Raw genomic sequence first — 22,483 nt, forward strand, 5'->3', positions numbered from 1 at the left:
ACCCCAAAATGGGTCGCAGGCTCTTTTTGTATACAAATGCATGTTCGGGCTGCAATTTGCTCGAAAACGGAATGGGAATTTGGTGATATTAAGCAGAAACACAGGCTGCATATGGAATGTTTTTCTTTTGTCAGCAGATAAAATCAGTTGTACTCTGTCTTAAAATGTGTATAATTATTCGAAAAAGAGATGAATTTAAACGTCATTACACTAAAGCTGTACTGCAAAACATTTCTTATCAGAGGTATTAAAAAGTTTAAATTGCGCTGATGTTAGGTCGGTGTTAAAATAATAGAACTATATCAAAAAACGTCGCTCCATATCAGCGGTCGTGCCAGCGACTGCGAGTAATTATAATGTGCTCTTTACCGGCTCATCCGGAAGCACTACGAAAGAATGACTTCTTCTCCAGCAGCAGAAGTACTCTAAATCCAATGACCCGATTGCGGTCACCTCGATTATTCAGCAGGGTTCTCAACCTATAGGCCCGCTCCTCCCGTTTCATTGTTGCTTGTTGCCTATGTTCTTGATCTTTCCGAAATACTTCATTATAGAAAGGTTGCGTTCCATGAGACACATCGGATTACCTCCTAAACAGGGTTTGTATGACCCACAGTTCGAAAAAGATGCATGCGGAATGGGTTTTGTTGCCAACATCAAAGGAGTACCTTCACACGATATCGTTAGTCAGGCACTGACCATGCTCAGTAATATGGAGCACCGCGGGGGACAGGGCAGTGAGCCGAATTCCGGTGACGGAGCCGGTATTTTGATTCAGATTCCACATCGTTATTTTGCACAGGAAGCAGAGCGCCTTGGTTTTGCGCTGCCAGAGCAGGGAGCGTATGGCGTGGGGATGCTGTTCCTTTCTCAGGATGCTGAGATTCGTGATGCTCACCAAGAAAGCCTGAAGAAAATCATTGAAGAAGAAGGACAGACATTCCTCGGTTTCCGGGATGTGCCGACCTTTGATGAGATGCTTGGTCGTTCCGCTCTTGCTGCGAAGCCTTATGTGCGTCAGGTGTTCATTGGCAGATCTGCGGATATCAACGATGAGCTCGCGTTCGAGCGTAAGCTGTATGTGATTCGCAGACGTGCTGAGCTGGCGATCCGGTATTCGGCTGATGAAAAAGAAGGCGGTTCATTCTACTTGCCAAGCTTGTCCTGTCGTAAAATTGTCTACAAAGGCATGCTGACTACCGAGCAGGTTGGACAGTTCTATCTCGATTTGCAGGAAGACCTGGTTGAATCGGCGATTGCATTAGTACACTCCCGTTTCAGTACCAATACATTCCCAAGCTGGGAGCGTGCCCACCCGTATCGCTTCATGATCCACAACGGTGAGATCAATACGATGCGTGGTAACGTGAACTGGATGCACGCACGTCAATCGCTGTTTGAGAGCGAAGTGTTTGGCAACGATATCTCCAAAGTGAAGCCGATCATTAACCCGGACGGTTCGGATACGGCGATGTTTGATAACACACTGGAGTTCTTGTATTTGAGCGGACGTTCCTTGCCACACGTGGCAATGATGATGGTTCCTGAGCCGTGGAGCACGGATGAGGGAATGGATCCGGCCAAAAAAGCATTTTATGAATATCACAGCACGATGATGGAGCCTTGGGACGGGCCGGCAGCAATGGCCTTTACGGATGGTCTGCAGATTGGTGCAACACTGGACCGTAACGGTCTGCGTCCGGCACGTTATTATGTAACGAAAGACGATCGCATCATTTTGTCCTCTGAAGTCGGGGTCTTGGATATTGCTCCAGAAGATATTCTGTACAAGGATCGTCTGCGTCCAGGTCGCATGCTGCTCGTGGATACAAAAGAAGGACGCATCATCTCGGATGAGGAAGTAAAGGCTCTAATTGCAGCCGAGAATCCGTATCAGGAGTGGCTCGATGAGCACTTGATGGATCTGAATGAACTGCCGGAAGCGCCGGAACTTCCAGATCCAAAACACGATAACGTAACCCAGCTTCAGCTGGCCTATGGGTATACATTTGAGGAACTGCGCAAAGTGCTGGAGCCAATGGCGTCCACAGGGATGGAAGCTACGGGTTCCATGGGTTATGATGCACCACTGGCAGTGCTGTCGGATCGTCCGCAGCGTTTGTATAACTACTTTAAACAAATGTTTGCACAGGTAACCAATCCACCAATTGATGCCATCCGTGAAGAGATCGTCACGTCTACGGCTACAACGATTGGTCCAGAGCGCAACTTGCTCAATCCAGAACCGGAGAGCTGTCGCCAGATCCGTCTGGATACACCGGTATTGTCCAATGAAGATTTCGCGAAAATTCGTCACGTGCGCCGTCCAGGCTTCCGTTCGATGACTATCCCGATTTTCTTCACGGCCAAAGAAGGCGCGGAAGGACTGCGCAAAGCGATGGATCTGCTCTTCGAAGCAGCGGACCGTGTCATCGACAAAGGTCATAACATCTTGATCTTGTCTGACCGCGGCGTGGATGCGGAGAATGCGGCCATTCCTGCACTGCTTGCAGTGGCAGGTTTGCACCACCACCTGATCCGTCAGGGTACAAGAACCAAAGTCAGCATCTTGCTGGAATCGGCAGAGCCTCGTGATATTCATCACTATGCATTGCTGCTGGGCTACGGCGTAAGTGCCGTGAACCCTTATCTGGCATTCGAAACACTGGATGACATGATTCAGCAAGGGCTGCTGCGCGGCATCTCGCATGAGAAAGCTGTCAAAAACTACATTAAAGCCGCAACCAAAGGTGTTATTAAAATATTGTCCAAAATGGGAATCTCGACAATTCAGTCCTATCGGGGCGCTCAAATTTTTGAAGCGGTTGGCCTGAAGTCTGATTTCGTTGATCGTTACTTTACTTGGACGCCATCCCGGATCGGTGGTATTGGTCTGGAAGAAGTGGCAGCAGAGGTGCTGACTCATCATAATCGTGCCTTTACGGACAAAGACGGCAATGACAAAGTGCTGGATTCTGGCGGTGAATATCAATGGCGTAATGACGGGGAAGAACATCTGTTCAACCCGCAAACGATTCATACGTTACAGCACGCTGTTCGCACTGGCGATTACAACCTGTACAAAAAGTATGCCAAACTGGTGCAGGGTGAGAATGATCAGTTGCTGACGATTCGTTCCATGCTGAAACTGAAACCGGCAGGGCCGGCAGTTCCGCTGGAGGAAGTAGAGTCCATTGAGAGTATTATGTGCCGTTTCAAAACAGGTGCGATGTCCTTCGGTTCCATCAGTAAGGAAGCACATGAAGATTTGGCGATTGCCATGAACCGTGTCGGTGGTAAATCGAACACCGGTGAAGGCGGGGAGGATCCGGCTCGCTTCATTAAAGATAGCAACGGTGATTCACGGCGCAGTGCCATTAAACAAGTCGCGTCCGGACGTTTCGGTGTTACGTCTAACTATCTCGTGAATGCTGACGAGATCCAGATCAAAATGGCACAAGGTGCAAAACCGGGTGAAGGTGGACAGCTGCCAGGACGTAAAGTATATCCGTGGGTTGCTGAAGTTCGTGGTTCAACGCCTGGCGTGGGTCTGATCTCACCTCCGCCGCATCACGACATTTACTCTATCGAGGATTTGGCTGAGTTGATCTATGACCTGAAAAACGCAAATCCACGTGCGGAAATCAACGTGAAGCTGGTTTCCGAAGTCGGCGTAGGTACCATTGCTGCAGGTGTAGCCAAAGGTCGTGCCGATATTATCCTCGTAAGTGGATACGACGGCGGTACGGGTGCATCTCCACAAGGCTCGATCCGTCACGCGGGTATGCCTTGGGAGCTTGGTCTTGCCGAAACACATCAAACGCTGATGCTGAACAATCTTCGAGATCGTGTTGTTCTGGAAACGGATGGTAAAATGCTGAATGGTCGCGACCTTGCGATTGCTGCCTTGCTTGGAGCGGAGGAGTATGGCTTCTCCACAGCACCACTCGTGGCTCTGGGATGTATCATGATGCGTGTTTGTCAGATGGATACATGTCCGGTAGGTGTGGCAACGCAAAATCCGGAGCTGCGCAAAAATTATATGGGTGATCCGGCTCACGTTGTGAACTTCATGCGTTTTGTCGCTGAAGATGTACGCGAAATTATGGCTGACCTTGGTTTCCGTACCATTCAGGAAATGGTTGGACGTACAGACTGTCTTGAAACAGTTCAGGCTGTAGATCATTGGAAGAAAAAAGGTGTGGACCTGTCTGTGCTGCTGCATGTACCTGAGATGCCGGAAGGTTCTGCACGTTATCGTACACAGCACCAGAATCATCAATTGGAAGAGACGCTCGACATGCAGCAGCTGCTGACGCTGGCTCAGCCTGCGATCGAATCTGGGCAACCTGTTGAGGCTGTTCTTCCGATTACTAACGTTAACCGGGCAGTAGGTACGATTCTGGGTAGTGAGATTACACGGAAATATGGTCTTGCTGGACTACCGGAAGACACCGTTCAATTCAAGTTTGTCGGCTCTGCCGGACAAAGCTTCGGGGCCTTTGTACCTAAAGGGATGACCCTGACCGTTGAAGGGGATTCCAATGACTACGTTGGTAAAGGGTTATCCGGAGGTAAACTGATTGTTATGCCTTCTCCAAAAGCAACGTTCAATGCCGAGGATAATATCATTATTGGTAACACGGCTCTGTATGGAGCAACCAGTGGTGAAGCTTATATTCGCGGGATTGCAGGTGAACGTTTTGCCGTACGGAATTCGGGTGCAAAAGTCGTTGTCGAGGGTGTGGGTGACCACGGTTGTGAATATATGACCGGCGGACGTGTCGTCGTTCTTGGCGATACAGGTCGTAACTTTGCAGCCGGGATGTCCGGAGGTATTGCTTACGTATATGATCCGGAAGGCACATTCCTGCAGCGTTGTAACCTGGAAATGGTTCTTTTGGAGCGGATTGAAGATGTATCGGAAAGTGCAGACCTGCGCGGCATGATTCAACGTCATGTGGCTTATACAGGCAGTGCTGCAGGTGAGCGTATTCTGGATAACTGGCAGGATTCTGTGAACCAGTTCGTTCGGGTTATTCCGAAAGACTTCAAACGGATGACAGAGCAGATCGAACGTGTTCAGGCGACAGGTTTGACGGGAGAGGAAGCTTTGCTGGCTGCATTTGAAGCCAATATGCGTGAGCTTGCACGTGCGGGAGGTTAAGTCCCACTTTTAACAGAATTGCGTGAATGAGTTGTATGAAGAATTAATGGAGCTTTATGGCTGCCGATGAGGCGCTGTAAAGCTCCTATTTGTGTTTCGACAAAATTAGAACCCGTACCAAAAACGCTATCGCCATGAGACGACAACATTGAGGAACTTTCTCAAGTATAATAAGGCTAGTTTTGGAGTGCAGAGAAAGTATATATAGATAAGAGAGGTTAGCGGAATGAATATGAAGAATCCAAACAGGGGCGAACTTAAGCCGACAGGTAAACAAGTGGAAGCAACCGAGATGGACATCATGAAGGTTTTACTGCAATGCGGAATCGACCCGGAGCGTTGGAACGAGTTCATATCCTCCGTCAACAATGAGCACTAATAACCAGGATCATACACAACTATGTATTGAAGGGAGTTCAGACGCAAAAAAACCCAGGAACCGAAGAGATGACTACTCGGGACTGGGTCTTCCTTTGTTGAGTTAATCCATACTGCGTTCCATTCGGACAAAAGCAATAAAACGACGTGCCTCTTCTTCTGTTAAGGGTTTGCCATCGATCATCAGGTCGAAGCGATCCAACACTTCCTTATCTGATAATTCAAGCGAGTCCACAAATTCCCGAACATCCTCATCCATAACCACATCGCTCTGCTTCGTACGCCCTATGAGATAATCAATGGATACATTAAAAATGTCAGCAAGCCTGGTTAATACTTCAAAGTCCGGTTTGCGTCGATTCTTCTCATAATGGGAGAGAGCGGCCCTGGTAATATGAATGGAGCTCGCAAGTTCTTCTTGAGTAAGTCCCCGCTGTTCCCTTAATTCAGCAATGCGATTTCCGTAGTTCATACGCTTTTCCCCCTGAACGCCATGTCAAATATATTAAACCAATCCTGAGCTATTTTTTGATCAGGGCAGCTTTCCTGCAAAATGATGACGCTTGGACAGACCTATATCTCAAATAGGTCTGTCTAAGGACATCTCATATTGTCGTAAATCAAAAGAACCATGTCCAAATACTGCTTGACATGATACAATTTGTATCGTAAATTGGACGTATGGAAGTTACAAAATGTATCATTTGGAATAATTTAAGTGTCTCCAAATTGTCTATGCAAAATACCTGTGAGAAGGAATAATGGCAACACTTGGAGGTTAATCCATTCTAAAAGGAATGAAACGATGAATTCAGTGATTCAGGAATGGGCCGATCTAGAATTAAATGTCCATATGTACATTCAGGAGTTTCAGGGTAAGACAGTAGACCGCAAACGACGTCCCGTTCTCTTGCTTGGGATGGATACAAAAGCGATTACTTTCCTGAGTGACCTGGTTTTACCGGTATCGTCAATGATGTTGATCGGTTTGGATGTAGAAGATCGCCAAGTATGTTTAAGGCTTCAGGCCAGCTTGCAATGGAAACAGCCCTTCGGCGAACTTACATTGTATCATTCAAGCCTGCATATTCAGCAAGAGCAGACACTATATATAACTGGACAGTTAAATCAGATGCTTCGTGACGTGCAGTTTCCTACGGTATCCCGATTTGCCTATGAAAAGGCAGTGGAACAACCGGACCTGCAGAAAACCTATCATTACATCGATTTTACCATATGAAGCATCACAAATTCTAAACATTTTCTGAACAAGCATGTACTTAACGCCATTTTACTATATTTCATAGCGTTATGCATTAGTTCTTTAACACCAAAAGCATTTTGCGCGATGAATAAAAGGGCGAGGGGGATCATACATTGAGGAAGTTTGGATATGGTTGAAATACACTGCCACATTTTATCAGGTCTTGATGATGGTCCGGTTCACATGGAACAGTCCATCGACATGGCCCAGAAGGCGGCAGCCTCGGGAGTTACCTCGATCATTGCAACTCCGCATCACCTGAACGGGCATTACAATAATGAACCGATTGTGGTCAATCAGGCCGTGGAACTGCTTCGTGCAGAGCTTCGCAAACGCAACATTCGCTTGGAGATCCGCCCCGGACAGGAGATCAGGGTTCACGAAGCTCTGATTCGAGACTTACACGCAGGCAAATGCTGCACACTTGCCGGGAGTCGTTACATGTTGCTGGAATTGCCCTTTGGCTATATTCCCTCGCAGTTCACCGGAATACTTCATGAACTTAAAGTAGCCGGTATCGTACCTATCATTGCTCATCCCGAAAGGAATCACTTAATCCATAAAAATCCTGGGTTATTGGTTGAATACATTCATCAGGGCGCACTGATTCAGCTCACAGCCCAGTCCATCATAGGACTTTTCGGACGAAAAGTTCAGAAATGGTGTTTTCATTTTTGCAAAGAAAACCCGTTTCATTTCATTTCATCAGACGCTCATGACATTCATATTCGTTCATTTGCTATGAATGCTGCATATGAGCAGCTAGGCCGCAGGTTTGGCAAAGAACTGGTTGCACGCTTAAAAAATAATGCTTGGTCGTTATGGAACAACCAAAGTATAGACATAGAGCAAGAAAAACCAATGGTTCTCAAACGCAGGTTGTTGTTCTGGTAAGCAGTCAGATCGATAGAATGTCTTCATAATCGCCGAATTGAATGGGAGGAATACAAGGTGGAACTGAAAGAGTACATGCAAATTTTACGCAAGCGAATTTGGATCATCGTAGCCTTTGTTGCTGTTGCTTGCATTGGAGCGGGTGTCAAAAATTATTTTTTTACCGTCCCCATTTATGAGGCGAACGCAAAATTGATCGTCAATCAGGCATATAACGCAGAGGGTGTTCCCAGTCTGGATATTGGGTCCATTCAAACCAACATTAAAGTGATTAACTCGTATATGGAAATCATCAAATCTTCAGCAATCCTCGACAAAGTAGCTGCTACATACCCCGATCTAGGCATGAACGGCAATCAACTGGCACAAAACATCTCGGTAACCACAGCGAATGAATCCCAGGTTATGAGTTTAACCGCTACCGGCTTGTCCTCGGAAAAAGCGGCCAAAACAGTTAATGCCGTTGCCAAAGTGTTTGAATCCCAAATCCCCGTAATTATGAAAGTGGATAATGTAACCATTCTAAGTGAAGCCAAACCCACGGAATCGTCCAGACCCATCAATGTAAATCCAACCGTTAATATCCTGATCAGCTTTCTCGTAGGACTTCTGCTGGCAGTAGGTTTTGTATTCCTCTTGGAATACTTGGATGATACGTTGAAAACCGAAGATGAATTGGAGAAAGAGCTGGGAATTCCAGCACTCGCTGTCATATCCAAAATTAAAAAGGAAGAAGTTCGCAGCTCCAAACAGACAACATCTCAAAAACAGGTAGGTGACGGCCAGTATGCCACGGTTAACCAATGATAAAGGAAGCCTAGTAACAATGGCTAATCCCAAGTCCAGTTCATCTGAGGCTTATCGTAAGCTGAGAACCAACATCCAATTTTCATCCATTGATAGTCAGATTCAAACGATCATGATTGCTTCGGCTTTGTCGGGTGAAGGTAAAACCACAACGATTGGGAATTTGGCCGTGACCTATGCACAGGAAGGGAAAAAGGTTCTGCTTATGGATACGGACCTGCGCAAACCTGCCGTGCACCGCATGTTTAATGTGCCCAACCATGTAGGGCTGACCAGTGTATTGTCGAGTCAATATAAAGTGACGGAAGTATTGAGAGAAACGGATGTGGAAGGACTGCATGTTCTCTCTTCCGGTCCGATTCCGCCCAACCCTTCCGAGATGCTGGGTTCCCGTAAAATGACAGCCCTGCTGGAGGGTCTAAAGGAAGAATACGATGTCATTCTATTTGATACTCCGCCTGTTCTGGCAGTGACGGATGCATTGATTATCAGTTCCTTGTGCGATGGCGTCCTTCTTGTCGTAAGTGCAGGCAAGGTGAAGAAAGACTTGGTCAAAAAGGCAAAGGCGCATCTCGAACATGTAAATGCTCGGATTCTCGGAGCAGTTCTGAACAATGTACAGGTACCGAAGAATCGGAATGCTGACTATGTCGAGAATGTTTAAGAGACTTTCGTTATAAATCCCAAATAGCACTGACAGGTCATGTCTACTACACCTTTATCAAGGTAGGCACTCGGTCACACTGTGGGTAGTGTACCTTAGACGTTAATCGTCAAGGGTGTGACGTGAGGTTGGGTTGAATGCCCCTTTATGAAATTGAAAGTAAGAATTGCATCAATTTATTTCAAGGTTTCATGGATTTAAGTGGTTCAACTCATACTTTTAAACCATAAAAATAAGAAGGATAGGGTGGTATTTATGACTAAAGTGAGGAAAGCAATCATTCCCGCAGCAGGTTTGGGGACCCGATTTTTACCCGCTACAAAGGCAATGCCTAAAGAGATGCTCCCTATCGTAGACAAACCGACGATTCAATACATTGTGGAGGAAGCGGTAGCTTCCGGTATTGAGGATATTATTATCGTAACTGGCAAAGGGAAGCGTGCAATTGAGGATCATTTCGATAGTGCGTTTGAATTGGAGCACAATCTGCTGGAGAAAGGCAAGCTGGGTTTGCTGGAAGAAGTCCGGAAATCCTCCAACGTTGATATTCACTACATAAGGCAGAAGGAAGCCCTGGGACTGGGGCATGCAGTTTGGTGTGCCCGGAATTTTATCGGCAATGAGCCCTTTGCCGTGTTGCTTGGCGATGACATTGTCGTATCCGAAGTACCGTGCACGAAGCAGTTGATTCAACAATACGAGAAGGTTAACCAGTCGGTGCTTGGTGTGAAAACGGTAAGTCCAAGTGAAACCTATCGCTATGGAATTATTGATCCACTGCATACCGATGGAAGACTTTCATCCGTAAATAGTATGGTAGAGAAACCGCCACTCGGTTCTGCTCCTTCCAATCTCGCAATCATGGGCCGATACATTTTGACGCCTAAGGTATTCGAGTATCTGGAAGAGCAAAATGTGGGAGCTGGTGGTGAAATTCAGCTTACCGATGCTCTGCAAATGCTTAATCACGATGAAGGCATCAGCGCGTATGATTTCGAAGGTTCCCGTTTCGACGTGGGCGAGAAACTAGGATATATCCTGACTACGCTAGATTTTGCGTTGAAAAATAATGAGCTGCGTGCACCTGTCTTAATGGCGATTGAAGAGATCTTAATGAAGGAAAAATTGAACCAAGTGCTTGTTGCAGGAGGGGATGGTCTGTGAATCTCTCGGGACCAGAATATTATGGAAGCGGCGGAGAGGCCATTGCCAAGGAAGCCCATGGGAAACTGCTTGAACAGCCGTACTCCCAACGTGTAGGCGGGTACGCCGACGTTATGAAGCCGCTCATCGATTTCTTTGTAGCTGCTTTCCTATTACTGCTCACATCTCCGATCATGCTTGTCATTGCGGTAATGATCAAACTCGATTCCAAAGGACCTGTAATCTTTAAACAGGAGCGTTACGGAAAAAACGGAATCAAGTTTAATATTTATAAATTTAGAACGATGCGTACGGACGCACCGAAATATGGCTTATCTCCAACAACAAGTCATGATCCCAGAATCACCCGTCTGGGTCGCTTGCTTCGCAAGACGAGTCTGGATGAGCTGCCACAATTGCTTAACATTATCAAGGGTGATATGAGCTTTGTGGGTCCTAGACCTGAAATGAAGCGAATCGTAGAAGAAAGCTACACCGATTTGGAGCGCAGACGTTTTCTGGTGAAACCAGGTATTACCGGGTTATGGCAGGTGAGTGAAGCTCGCAAAGAGCCCATCCATCACAATCTGCAATATGATTTCCATTATATCTCCAACGTCTCGCTGCAGTTAGACATTAAAATTATCTTCAGAACGGCCATGGTAATGATTAAAAGCAATACATTTTGACGGACGGAGCGTGAACGTATTGAAACATATTGTAGTGACAGGGGCAGCCGGCTTTTTGGGATCCCACCTGGTCAAATCTTTAATTCATCAAGGTCATCAGGTTACAGGAATTGATAATCTGTCGACAGGCGTGTCCAGTAACCTGGAAGAGGTGGCGAACAGCCACCTTTTCCACTTTCAAGAAGCGGATGTCACTTTGGCAGCTTCACTCGATTTTCTGATTGATCAACCTGTGGATGAGGTGTACCATCTTGCGTCGCCAGCTTCACCCAAATTCTATCAAGCTGATTCAATCGGTACCATATGGGTGAACACGCAGGGCACCTATCACATGCTTGAGCTGGCCCGAACCAAGGGAGCAAAGTTTCTATTTTCAAGTACAAGTGAAGCTTATGGGGATCCTGAAGTGCATCCACAGCCTGAGAGTTATCGAGGGAATGTAAACACATGGGGACCGAGAGCCTGTTACGATGAGGCCAAACGTTTGGGCGAAGTTTTTTGTTATGAATACTACACGAAACACAGAGTTCCCGTTAAAGTAGCGCGAATATTTAATACGTATTCATCCGGTTTGCGGAATGATGATGGCCGTGTCATCTCCAATTTTGTGACCCAGGCACTGACCGGACAGGACATCACCGTTTATGGGGATGGCTCTCAAACCCGTTCGTTCTGCTATGTGGATGACAATATTCGTGGTCTGCAAAAAATGATGGAAACCGAAGAGGCGAATGGAGAGATTATTAATATCGGCAACCCGACGGAGTACACTGTCCTTGAAGTGGCGTATTTGGTAAAAAAGTTGGCCCAATCCGACAGTAAGCTGGTGTTCCAGCCTTTGCCTCAGGATGATCCCAAAGTTCGTCGTCCTGTGATTGATAAGGCACGTACCGTGCTCGGCTGGGAACCGGAAATATCACTGGAAACAGGACTGAAGTTAACGATTGAGAATGTTCGTGCCACATTGCAGGAAACTCCATGAAGCTAATCAAAGTGAGATGAGATGAGTGCATAAAATATTGATTGCCCACAGTTTGTATCCTCCGCATGTCATTGGCGGGGCAGAGATATCAACACAGATCCTCGCACAGACGCTGAGTCCCAGTTATCACGTGAAAGTCATGACTGTTGGCAGTCATAAGGATGGCGAAGTGATTACAGATACGATTAACGGGATTGAGATATTACGATTACCGTTTAACAATCGGTATTGGATCGGAGATTCAACCAAACAAGTATCCGCTCCGGATAAAGTGCTATGGCGAGTTCAGGATATTTTTAATAGGAAGCAGTATCAGCATATAAAACAATATCTTTTGCAGACTAAGCCCTCGGTAATTCATACTCAGAACATTCCGGGCCTAAGTCTGGCGATCTGGAAGGCAGCTTATGAACTTCATATTCCTGTGGTGCATACGTTGCGGGATTTCTCACTGATTGAACCCATTAAGATCGAGGCATACTCCAAAATATATAGACAAATTTCCAAAAGATATAGCCGGATGATCTCGGCAGTCATAGGCATATCAGGACATATCCTTAGAACTCATACAGGTCTGGGGTTATTTGAGCGTTCTTCCAAACATGTGATTCATAATATTGTCGAGAACAATGAAGAGGTACAGAATCTGTATGCCAGTAAACAGGTACATCATGATCAGCCTCTGCAAATTGGATATTTTGGGCAACTGACGGAAGTGAAGGGTGTTCAATATTTAATTGAAGCGGTAAAAAAACTAAATGAGCAAATTGTAGGTAAACTATTCATTTTTGGGGATGGTCCAATGGTGGGGGAGTTAAAGGAAAAATCCGAATCAGACCCAAGAATTAAATTTATGGGAAAGTTGGATAAATCACAAATTCCCCTGAAGATGAGGGATATGGACCTGACTATTGTCCCTTCCACTTGGAATGAGCCCTTTGGCAGAGTAGTCATTGAATCTTATCAAGTGGGCACACCTATTTATGCTTCGAGGGTGGGAGGGATGCCAGAAATTCTACTGAATGCCGAACAATTCTCGTTTGCCCCCCACAGTGTAGAAGAAATTACGAAGTCCATTCTGCATTATTACAATCTGTCTGAGTCAGCGAAACAACGGTTGAAGAATCAATGCTTCGAGCACTGCCAGTCCTTTAATGAAGATTACCTTCTTAAAGAACATAGTGATATTTATGAAAAGCTAATCAGGCGTGGAGGTTAACATGCAAATGATATCCCTGAATGCCAGATCTCATCCACTCGTTCAGGTGAGATCGGATGCCCCATCCTCGCTATTTTTGGTTTCCATGCATATTTTGATCGTGTATTTATCCATTTATGGTTTGGTATCCATTTACGTGGATAATATCGTGATTAGAACGTTGAAAGATGTAGGTATGATCTTGGTTTCTCTTTTTGCACTGAGCAAAATGTATCGAGAACAAACCTCCTTTCTAAATCCGTTCTTGTTTGTGATGGGCTCAGTCATAGCGCTTGGCTCTTTGAATCTGTTCATGGGTTCGAGTGTGGTTACGCTCATCTATGGTCTGAAGATAACATTCTTACCTTTGATGATGATGTTCGCAGGTATGTTATTCGCTAAATACGGCGGATTCTACGCATTTGCCAGAACGAACTTTATTGTTTTCATTTTGTTGATTGTAGGATGGTTAATTCAGTATTCATTAGGCATAGAGAAGTTAATAACGATGGGGTTTGTTTATGGTGTAAATATCAAGAACTATCTGGAAGGTGTACCTCGGCTATCTTCCATTACCTATTCACCTGATGGTTATGCCTATACCTTACTAATTACGGGTCTAATTGCAGAGCGCATGAAAGCAGCTGTTAAATACAACCTGTTTCGAATAAGTATCCAAATCTTGACGATTAGCTTCCTGTTACTGTCGACCATTCGGTCGGCTTTGGTGCTGTGGATCGTATATCAAATTTTTATGTTTATTCTGAAAATCCGAAAGTACAACAAAAAGAACACATTGATACTTGGTATCACGTTTATGTTGTTGCCCATTGGTGTATTTGTTGGTACCCGCTTGTTGGATTCTTATAATCTGCTGTCCGTCGCTTCCTTGCTTGATCGATTCAATAGCTGGGGAAGCAGATTAACATCTCCGTTGTCCATGCAAGGGGTGGTAGGTAACGGTATTGGATCTGTTGGTGCTGCTAGTCGGCGAACGCACATGATCGGGTTGAACTCCAATAACTTTGCCGTGGATAATCAATACTTTTCCTTTTATGAACAGACAGGATGGATAGGATTAATATACTTTGTCGTCTTGTTTACCATGCTTGCTGTGGCGCTTATTCGTAAAATGGATATCCTACCATCTTCTGATAAAATTCGTTTGCCACAGATGGCTACCGCACTACTCGCCGGGATTGCGGCTTCAAGCTTAACTACAAATGTACTTGAAATGTTTCCAGCCAATATTTTTTTCTGGATTGTCATCGGTATGGCTCTTATAGGTTCTCATCATGAATATGATAAGCCACAGAAAGTGGGGTGAGCGCACTGAAGGTTTTGCATATTGGAGAGTACGTTGTTGGGGGGATGGCGACCTATCTTAACGAAGTTGTTGCATATCAGAGGCAACATTTTGACGTGTATCTGCTAATGAGTGCTTATAATAGCGCAACAAGTTTTGATTTGGAGTCAGATCATATTTTGCAATACAAATACAAGCGTCATCCCAAGCATTTTCTATCGGCGATGTGGCAAATTCATCAGACCATTCGCAAATTACAACCAGATATTATTCACATACACAGCTCATTTGCAGGATTGCTTGCAAGGAGCTTATTTTTTATTCAACCCAAAAAAGCCAGCATCTTTTATTGTTCTCATGGATGGGCTTTTCTTATGGATACGAAGCCGTTGTACAAGAAGGGATATGCGTTCATCGAGAGGATTATGGCCTATAGAACAGATGTAATAATTAATATCTCTAAGCACGAGCTGGAAAGTTCCATAAAATTGGGTTTACCCGCCTCCAAATCCAAGTTGGTGTATAACGGTGTACGTGAACGTGAAGACAATGGTGTGAATTCAATAAGCGAATTAGATCGTGATTCAGAAATGGTTCAGTTATTGTTTGTAGGCAGATATGATCGGCAGAAAGGGTTGGACCTGCTGTTACAAATATTAAATGAAAATCCTGAATTACAGCGTTATCTCCGTTTATATGTTATTGGGGATAGTGTGCTGGAACAGAATGAATGGAGCTTTCCGGACAATGTTATCCGTTTGGGTTGGGTAAACAATGCAGATATTGATCGCTATTATCAACAGTGTGATGCAGTAATCATGCCCTCTCGCTGGGAAGGGTTTGGACTGGTCGCTGTAGAGGCCATGAAGAACCGAAAACCCGTTATTGCAAGCCGGCGCGGAGCTCTGCCAGAACTGGTTGAGCACGGAGATAGTGGATATTTATTTGACATCGAACATTCTCATGAACTGCTGCACATTCTCAAAAACCTTAACAAGGATGAGTTGAAGAAGATGGGTGAAGCGGGATATGTCTTGTATAAGAATAAGTTTCATGCGGAACGAATGAACGAGGAGATTGTGAATCTCTATCACCATGCCCATGCAGGCCATGTGGCCCAAGAAGCCTCTGTATCGGATCATTTTGAACTTTCTAAGAGAGCTGGAGATGTACATGACTAAAATATATATTAATGCCCGGTTTCTTACCCAAACGATTACTGGAGTACAGCGATATGCACTGGAACTTGTAAAAGAAATAGATGCAATGATTGAAAAGGGAGAAATCGATTCTTCCCAGTACGAGTTTTGTTTATTGTCACCCTCCAACATAGTTACCCAGCCAGATTTCAAGCACGTTCGTCACAAAGTGGTCGGTAAACTAAAGGGACACCTGTGGGAACAGCTGGAGCTGCCTTTTCACGCGAAGAATGGTCTCTTGATTAATCTATGTAACACGGGGCCGGCTTTTAACAAGAATCAGATCGTAACCATTCATGATGCTGCCGTTTTCAATTATCCTAACGCATTCTCATTTGCATTCCGCTCCTGGTACAAATTCCTGATGGTTCGTCTGGGCAAAACCTCAAAAAAAATCATCACGGTATCTCACTTTTCCAAGGGAGAGCTCATGCAGCACTGTAAAATAGCAGAGCACAAGCTGGCTGTCACTCATCTGGGCATCGATCATATTCATCGGAAAAAGGCTGCAGCAGGTACAAAAGAAAAATATGGGATTAAATCACCGTATATTCTGGCAGTTAGCACGATGAATCCTTATAAAAATTTCAATTTGATTTTTGATGTATTGCCCGAGATTGAGGCTCATCATCTGAACGTAGTTATTGTCGGGTCCAAAAACAGCAAGGTTTTTGGCGAACAAGCATGGACTGAATCGGATGCAGTGAATTGGGTGGGCTATGTTACGGATGAAGAACTAAAGGCACTATATGAAGAAGCTGCCGGTTTTATTTTTCCATCTTTATACGAAGGTTTCGGTTTGCCGCCGCTGGAAGCAATGGCAACAGGCTGTCCAGTCATTGTATCTTCTCGTGCTTCCATTCCTGAAGTATGCGGGGATGCAGTTCTGTACTTTGATCCTAACCATCCCAAAGAAGCCGCTTCACGGTTAATTGAAATTACATCAGATCCAGATTTAAGCCAGCAATTGTCGTATAAAGGCAAACATCATTCAGGTCTATTTTCCTGGAACAAATGTGCAAAAGACACGGTGAATATCATTATGAGCACAGTGTAAATATTGAACCGATATGGTCTTTCAAGGGAGATAAATCGTATGACTAAAGTTTTTGTCGCAATTGATTTTCCGCCAGAAAAAGGAGGAATTCATGATTATGCCTATGGGCTTATCTCTCAGATTCCTTCAGAAGAGGTTACGGTTGTAACCAATAAAATCAAAGATACGGTGGAATCGAATCAGTTTGACCGGAAAGCTGACTTTGAGATCATTCGGAAGCGAATCTACTGGAACTCCAACAAGGTTCTGCTAATCCTATCGCAATTTATTTTAATATTACAGCTTATTATTCTGAAATGGCGTAGAAAGACGAGTGAGATTCACTTTGTTAATGTGTTTCCGGTAGGGATTGCCGGGCCATTCATGAAAGCATTCTTTGGAGTGAAATATTTCCCCTACGTACACGGTCTCGATGTTATGGGGATGGTAAATAGCAGGCTATTTCCACTCTTAATGATGATTCTTAAACGGTCTGACAAGGTGATAGCGAATAGTCAGTATACCAAATCCAGGTTGATAGAACTGGGAATACATGAACATCAGATCGTGATCATCCCTCCGGGTCTGAATGTGAGTAAGTTAAGTGGTGCAGTCGAATCCGTGGAGGATGTTCGAGACAAGTATGATCTGCATGGGAAGAAAGTGATGATTACTGTCTCTCGTTTAGTGGAGCGCAAAGGGCATGATGTCACACTCAAAGCAATCCGCCAAGTCATGAAACATATCCCGAATCTTAAATATCTGATATGTGGTGATGGTCCTTATCGAGGTGAATTAGAACGCCTTGTCAACATGTATGGTCTAGATTCGATAGTTGTCTTCACTGGTGGCATAACTGATCAGGAGCTTCATCAGTTATATGAATGCTCGGATATATTCATTATGCCCAGCCGTGATATTAAGGAAAAGGGCGACGTTGAAGGCTTTGGCATCGTGTTCCTTGAAGCCAATTATTACAGATTGCCCGTCATTGCCGGTAATAGCGGCGGAATTCCTGATGCAGTAAAGGATCGGATAACAGGCTATCTTGTTGATCCTTTGAACGAGAAGGAGATCGCAGATCGGATTCAAGAGTTATTAATGGACGAAGGATTGGCAAAGACCATGGGAGATAACGGTTATGAGTGGGTTGTTAATCATTGTCTGTGGTCACACCGAGGACAGTTGCTGAAACAACTAGCCTAATTAAATCCACAATCTTCATCTCGTAACTTAGGAGGATTAAGGATGAGAATATGTATCGTTACCCACAGGGTGGTTAAAGGAGAAGGCCAAGGCAGAGTCAACTACGAGGTTATTGTAGAATCTCTGAAACAGGGTCATGAAGTCATAATGATTTCCAACGAAGTTGACCCCGAGTTGCTTGAGAATAAAAACGCCACATGGATCAAAGTATTCCCATCCCTGAAGCTGCCGCAGCTGTTGCGCTATCAGATATTTGCATTTGAGAGTGCAGCTCATATTCGAAAGCTGAGAAAGGAAAAACGGGTCGATCTTGTGATGGTTAATGGTTTTATCACCTGGGCTAGAGGGGATATAAATGCGGTCCATTTTGTTCATAGTACATGGATCAAATCCCCCGTACATAGTTTCCGTGTTCATCGTTCACTTAAACGTTGGTACTTCGGTTTGTATACGTTAATAAATGCCTATCTTGAACGGCATGCTTTTCGCACAAGTGGAAGAATCATTGCTGTCTCTGAGAAAGTGAAAAAGGAATTGGTTAAGCTTGGTATTCATCAAGAAAAAGTGCAGGTTATTAATAATGGAGTAGATGTGCGTGAATTCTATCCCAGTGAACCGGCTAACAAGACGAAAATGGATCTTGGATCAAACCAGATTGTAGGTCTGTTTGCAGGTGACATAGGCAATCCGCGTAAGAACCTCGATACGGTATTGAAGTCAATGGTATCGGTCCCACAATTATCACTTGTTGTCGCTGGCTCCACTCAAGGGAGTATCTACCCTCAAATGGCAAAAGATTTGGAAATTGAGGATCGGGTTCATTTTTTGGGATATCGAAGGGACATGGGACATATCATGCGCAATGTGGATCTCTTCATTTTTCCTTCCCGTTATGAGGCCTGTAGCTTGGTTGTATTGGAAGCTCTTGCTTCGGGGATAGCGGTTGTTATCACGGAAGAATCGGGTGTAACTGAAATCATAGAAGGGTCCAAAGGAAATGTGCCTCCTGGAGTTGTATTGGATGATCCAAACGATATAACAAAATTGGCCAATGTTCTGAATGATCTCATTCAAGATCCAAGTCATTTGGCGGAAATGGGAAAGTCCTCCAGGAAAGTTGCCCTTTTAAATGACTGGAGGAAGATGTCCCTTAAATATATAGAAAGCTATGAGGATTATCTGAACAAAACCGGAAGTATCACTACGGGACTTAAAAGAAAACAAAGCATAGAGGTGGAATTATGAAAGCTTCAGTAGCCATATGTACGCATAATAGAGCTAAGGATACGGTTGAAGCGGTCCAGAGCGTATTGGCGCAAGAGAGCTGCAATTTTGAATTTGAAGTTTTGGTTATTGATAATAATTCCAAAGATAACACCAAAGAATTATTTCATGAATCGCTGTGGCCGGCGCAAGTGCGATATATAATGGAAAGCCAATTGGGATTATCTTATGCCCGAAATCGTGCGATAAGAGAGGCAAAAGGGGAGTTTATTCTATTTCTTGATGACGACGCCTTAGCCTCCTCTTGCTGGATTCAAGAAGTCATCAATGTATTTGAGCGCGATGCAGCGATAGGTTGTGTTGGGGGGAAAATTGACCCGATATGGGAAGGCGGGAAGCCGGACTGGATTCCGGAAGAAATTATCGGGCTGTATACGCTGATGGACTTCTCTGATCATATTGTGGAGATGAAGCCTCCATACTTCCCTTTTGGTGCGAATGTTTCTTTCCGGAAGAGCGTATTCGACAACATTGAACCTTTTCGAGAAGACCTGGGCCGAGTTGGAAACAACTTACTCTCAAGTGAAGAGAGTGAACTGATCAGCCGAATTCGGGAAAAATACAAGATTTATTACACACCATACGGTTCTGTTGAACATAAAATCTCCAAAAGCCGGCTTAACAAGCGCTGGTTGTTAAGGCGGATGTATTGGCAGGGAATTAGTGATGCCACAAGGTATAACAAGAGCAGTTGGGGGTTATTCAAACATGTTGCACGAATCGCACAGGCTGGTTTACTTATTCTCCTGTGCATGAATAATGTTCAGAAAGTCATGAGCCAACTTGTAAAAATATCATACCGGAACGGAACAATTGTCGGTTCCTTCCGTAATGGCAGAGGATTGAACGCCTAATGAATATGGCCGTTGCCAAAAACAGACGTGACTACAGCATGATTCAAAACATTCTTATGACCAGTTTTGCCAATATTCTTATTATGGGTGTTACAACACTCACGTCCATTGTGACAGCCCGCATGTTTGGGGCTACGGGCAAAGGCGAGCTTGCCGCTGTGCTGTTCTGGCCTGCATTTATATCAGGACTTGCAGCTCTCGGGTTGCCGACTTCACTCATCTACAATGTTAAAAAACACAGTGATCAATTGCCGACATACATCAGCATGAGTTTTGCCGTTCAGCTTCCCATTAGTTTAATTGCTGGCATAATTAGTTGGTTTGGTATTCCCTTATGGCTCTCAGGATACTCTGAATCCGTAGTTACCATTGCACGCTGGTATACGGTCTCCATGGTCCCGGTTCTATTACTTATGGGAGTGCTTGCGGCATCAGCTCAAGGTACGGAAAAGTTCCATATTTATAATCTGTCCCGACTGCTTGCACCTCTTTTTAATTTGTTTGGACTTGTTGCATTATGGGCTGCAGGGTTATTAACTGTGGAGAAAGCCATCATGATCAGTTTTGCAGCCAATATTCTGGTTCTGCTTGGTTACATGTTCATGATGCGGCAACAGATTTTCGGTTCGATCAATCAATTAGTCTCTCAATTCAAAACCTGCATTCACCTGTTTAGTTACGGCATTCGAGTGTATGGAGTAGAGTTGTTAGGCACGTTGTATAACCAATTCGACAAAATTATTATTTTGGCGCTTTTAACACCGATGGATTTTGGATTATATTCTGTGGTTTATGCGCTGTCCCGCATGTTCAATGTAGTACAGATGGCAATCACGAATGTGATCTTTCCCAAAGTTGCAGGAATGGAACAGGAGAAAGTACTGACACTCGTAGGAAGAGCTTTTCGAATCAGTATGGTTCTTATGACGATCATCATCATACCCAGTATGCTGATTGGTCGTTTTTTTATTGGCTTACTATTTGGACCTGAATTTCTCCAGGCAAGCAGCACCTTTTATCTGCTTTCTCTTGAATGCATTGTAGGCGGGGGATCATGGATTCTGGCTTCGGCTTTTAATGCACTGGGTCGACCAGGCGTAATTGTTTTACGTCAGGTTATTGCACTTGGTGTGACGATTACCTTGTTTTTTGTGTTAACTCCGTTGTTCGGACTGTTTGGGATTGGCCTCGCCCTGTTACTGGGCTCATTTGTACGCATTCTGATGTCTCTCATATCCATATCTGTCATTTTTAAAATGCCGATTCGCAAAATGCTCTATGACCGAGCAGATATTTCATTTCTGAAGGATCGCTTAAGAGAGAAAAATATACTCAAAGGAGCCGGAAAAGATGCCAAACTTGCAAAGGACTCATCGCATGGATGAGTTGAAGAAGAAGCTTGAGCAGATCTTGGAGATCATGCCTCCCGAGTCCAAAATCTACTATATTGATTATCCTGTGCATAGCAATTGCGGCGATCTGTTGATCATGAAAGGAACGGAAGCCTTTTTCAAAGACTATCGAATAAAAGTTGCTGAACGTTACAGTGTTCACGATTTCAATGAACAAACGGTAATCCCGAAAGACCATATTATTGTCCTTCATGGTGGTGGGAATTTTGGTGATTTATACGAAGCCCACCAACGTCTCAGAGAAAACATCATACGAAAATATCCCGAGCATCGGATCATTATTCTTCCTCAAACGATCTTCTTCAAGGAAGAAACAGCTCTGCGAAAAACGGCTGAAGTATTCAGCCAACATTCCGATCTTCATCTGTTTGTACGAGATGAACCCTCTTATCAGATCGCAACGGAGAACTTTAAAGGGTGCCACGTTTCATTGATACCAGATATGGCACATCAATTGTGGCCGATCGAGAGAAATAGCTCTCCGCGCAAAGAACGATTGAATTTTTATAGAACAGATATCGAAAAAGCAGCAGAACCTTCTCATATGGCTGCAGATCAGCAAGGGGATTTTCTGGATTGGCCTACTCTGTATAATCGCTACGAGCGCAAACTGGTGTATTGGCTAGGGCTTGGACTTCGGAAAGGAAGAGGCAGACGGCTGCTTCAGAAGATCTGGATGAATTACAGTGATTATCTGGTCAACAAAGCAATTCGTTGTTTCAGTGAATATGAGATGATTCATTCTTCGAGATTGCATGGACATATCTTGTCCTGTTTGATGGCGAAGCCCAATCTTCTAATCGATAATTCATACGGGAAAAACTCCGGATATTATCGAATATGGACCCACCAGGTCAACACAGCAACATTGGATTTATCTTCTGCTAAGAAAAGTCCAACGATCGATCATAATTACATGGAGTCAACCGTGTCTGTTTAGCCTGCACATCCATTTCAAGGAGCATCCGTTTTTTGAAAAATATAGAGTGGAGTGATCATA

20 protein-coding genes are annotated in these 22,483 nt (G+C 44.5%); 18 read left to right on the forward strand and 2 right to left on the reverse strand.

Going from position 1 to position 22,483, the window contains the following annotated elements:
* Positions 1–373: 373 nt before the first annotated feature.
* Positions 374–577, reverse strand: coding sequence for a hypothetical protein (locus AC3RCI_RS05995; RefSeq protein ID WP_127538119.1), 204 nt, complete (start codon positions 575–577; stop codon positions 374–376).
* Between AC3RCI_RS05995 and gltB the strand changes: the two genes are divergently transcribed.
* Complete coding sequence (gltB, locus tag AC3RCI_RS06000) at positions 569–5,167, forward strand: glutamate synthase large subunit (protein WP_492528008.1); 4,599 nt, start codon at positions 569–571, stop codon at positions 5,165–5,167. The two genes, AC3RCI_RS05995 and gltB, sit on opposite strands and share 9 nt — an antisense overlap.
* Positions 5,168–5,393: 226 nt before the next feature.
* Complete coding sequence (locus AC3RCI_RS06005) at positions 5,394–5,546, forward strand: hypothetical protein (protein ID WP_153977277.1); 153 nt, start codon at positions 5,394–5,396, stop codon at positions 5,544–5,546.
* Between the two features lie 102 nt (positions 5,547–5,648).
* Here the strand turns inward: AC3RCI_RS06005 and AC3RCI_RS06010 are convergent, their stop codons facing one another.
* Positions 5,649–6,017, reverse strand: coding sequence for a helix-turn-helix domain-containing protein (locus AC3RCI_RS06010; protein WP_095360712.1), 369 nt, complete (start codon positions 6,015–6,017; stop codon positions 5,649–5,651).
* Positions 6,018–6,350: 333 nt separating this feature from the next.
* On the opposite strand from AC3RCI_RS06010, the gene AC3RCI_RS06015 reads away from it, so the two are divergent.
* The 16 genes from AC3RCI_RS06015 (at position 6,351) to AC3RCI_RS06090 (ending at position 22,423) form a co-directional block, all read left to right on the forward strand.
* Positions 6,351–6,785: a hypothetical protein gene (locus tag AC3RCI_RS06015; protein ID WP_336781130.1), complete on the forward strand. Its 435-nt coding sequence runs from the start codon at positions 6,351–6,353 to the stop codon at positions 6,783–6,785.
* A 153-nt stretch (positions 6,786–6,938) separates the two neighbouring features.
* Complete coding sequence (locus AC3RCI_RS06020) at positions 6,939–7,703, forward strand: tyrosine-protein phosphatase (protein WP_336781129.1); 765 nt, start codon at positions 6,939–6,941, stop codon at positions 7,701–7,703.
* 57 nt (positions 7,704–7,760) lie between these two features.
* Positions 7,761–8,510: a YveK family protein gene (locus AC3RCI_RS06025; RefSeq protein ID WP_095360709.1), complete on the forward strand. Its 750-nt coding sequence runs from the start codon at positions 7,761–7,763 to the stop codon at positions 8,508–8,510.
* Positions 8,491–9,174, forward strand: coding sequence for a polysaccharide biosynthesis tyrosine autokinase (locus tag AC3RCI_RS06030; RefSeq protein WP_154892647.1), 684 nt, complete (start codon positions 8,491–8,493; stop codon positions 9,172–9,174). Before AC3RCI_RS06025 ends, AC3RCI_RS06030 begins: the two co-directional genes overlap by 20 nt.
* Before the next feature lie 255 nt (positions 9,175–9,429).
* A complete protein-coding gene (galU, locus tag AC3RCI_RS06035; RefSeq protein ID WP_127538123.1) occupies positions 9,430–10,338 on the forward strand; it encodes a UTP--glucose-1-phosphate uridylyltransferase GalU in 909 nt (302 codons plus the stop codon).
* Positions 10,335–11,006, forward strand: a complete 672-nt coding sequence (locus tag AC3RCI_RS06040) for a sugar transferase (RefSeq protein WP_246058283.1) — start codon at positions 10,335–10,337, stop codon at positions 11,004–11,006. Before galU ends, AC3RCI_RS06040 begins: the two co-directional genes overlap by 4 nt.
* Positions 11,007–11,025: 19 nt before the next feature.
* A complete protein-coding gene (locus AC3RCI_RS06045; protein ID WP_095360706.1) occupies positions 11,026–11,988 on the forward strand; it encodes a UDP-glucuronic acid decarboxylase family protein in 963 nt (320 codons plus the stop codon).
* Positions 11,989–12,013: 25 nt separating this feature from the next.
* Entirely contained in the window at positions 12,014–13,207 is a 1,194-nt protein-coding gene (locus tag AC3RCI_RS06050; RefSeq protein ID WP_492528010.1) for a glycosyltransferase family 4 protein, read from the forward strand.
* Position 13,208: 1 nt separating this feature from the next.
* Positions 13,209–14,513 carry an O-antigen ligase family protein gene (locus tag AC3RCI_RS06055; protein WP_492528012.1) on the forward strand — a complete coding sequence of 435 codons (1,305 nt, stop codon included), beginning with the start codon at positions 13,209–13,211 and terminating at the stop codon, positions 14,511–14,513.
* Positions 14,510–15,673 (forward strand): glycosyltransferase, encoded by a 1,164-nt coding sequence (locus AC3RCI_RS06060; protein ID WP_492528014.1) that lies wholly within the window; start codon positions 14,510–14,512, stop codon positions 15,671–15,673. Before AC3RCI_RS06055 ends, AC3RCI_RS06060 begins: the two co-directional genes overlap by 4 nt.
* On the forward strand, positions 15,666–16,748 hold the full coding sequence (locus AC3RCI_RS06065) for a glycosyltransferase family 4 protein (protein WP_164764236.1): 1,083 nt from the start codon (positions 15,666–15,668) through the stop codon (positions 16,746–16,748). Before AC3RCI_RS06060 ends, AC3RCI_RS06065 begins: the two co-directional genes overlap by 8 nt.
* Positions 16,749–16,787: 39 nt before the next feature.
* Positions 16,788–17,933 carry a glycosyltransferase family 4 protein gene (locus tag AC3RCI_RS06070; protein ID WP_492528016.1) on the forward strand — a complete coding sequence of 382 codons (1,146 nt, stop codon included), beginning with the start codon at positions 16,788–16,790 and terminating at the stop codon, positions 17,931–17,933.
* 42 nt (positions 17,934–17,975) lie between these two features.
* The gene (locus tag AC3RCI_RS06075) at positions 17,976–19,178 is read left to right on the forward strand and encodes a glycosyltransferase family 4 protein (protein ID WP_492528018.1); all 1,203 of its coding nucleotides are present in this window, start codon (positions 17,976–17,978) and stop codon (positions 19,176–19,178) included.
* The gene (locus tag AC3RCI_RS06080) at positions 19,175–20,071 is read left to right on the forward strand and encodes a glycosyltransferase (protein ID WP_492528020.1); all 897 of its coding nucleotides are present in this window, start codon (positions 19,175–19,177) and stop codon (positions 20,069–20,071) included. Before AC3RCI_RS06075 ends, AC3RCI_RS06080 begins: the two co-directional genes overlap by 4 nt.
* Positions 20,071–21,456, forward strand: coding sequence for an oligosaccharide flippase family protein (locus tag AC3RCI_RS06085; protein WP_154892642.1), 1,386 nt, complete (start codon positions 20,071–20,073; stop codon positions 21,454–21,456). The genes AC3RCI_RS06080 and AC3RCI_RS06085 overlap by 1 nt, the downstream gene beginning before the upstream one ends.
* Complete coding sequence (locus AC3RCI_RS06090) at positions 21,422–22,423, forward strand: polysaccharide pyruvyl transferase family protein (RefSeq protein ID WP_336781122.1); 1,002 nt, start codon at positions 21,422–21,424, stop codon at positions 22,421–22,423. The genes AC3RCI_RS06085 and AC3RCI_RS06090 overlap by 35 nt, the downstream gene beginning before the upstream one ends.
* Positions 22,424–22,483: the final 60 nt, after the last annotated feature.

The organism is Paenibacillus sp. MT124 (assembly GCF_058792755.1).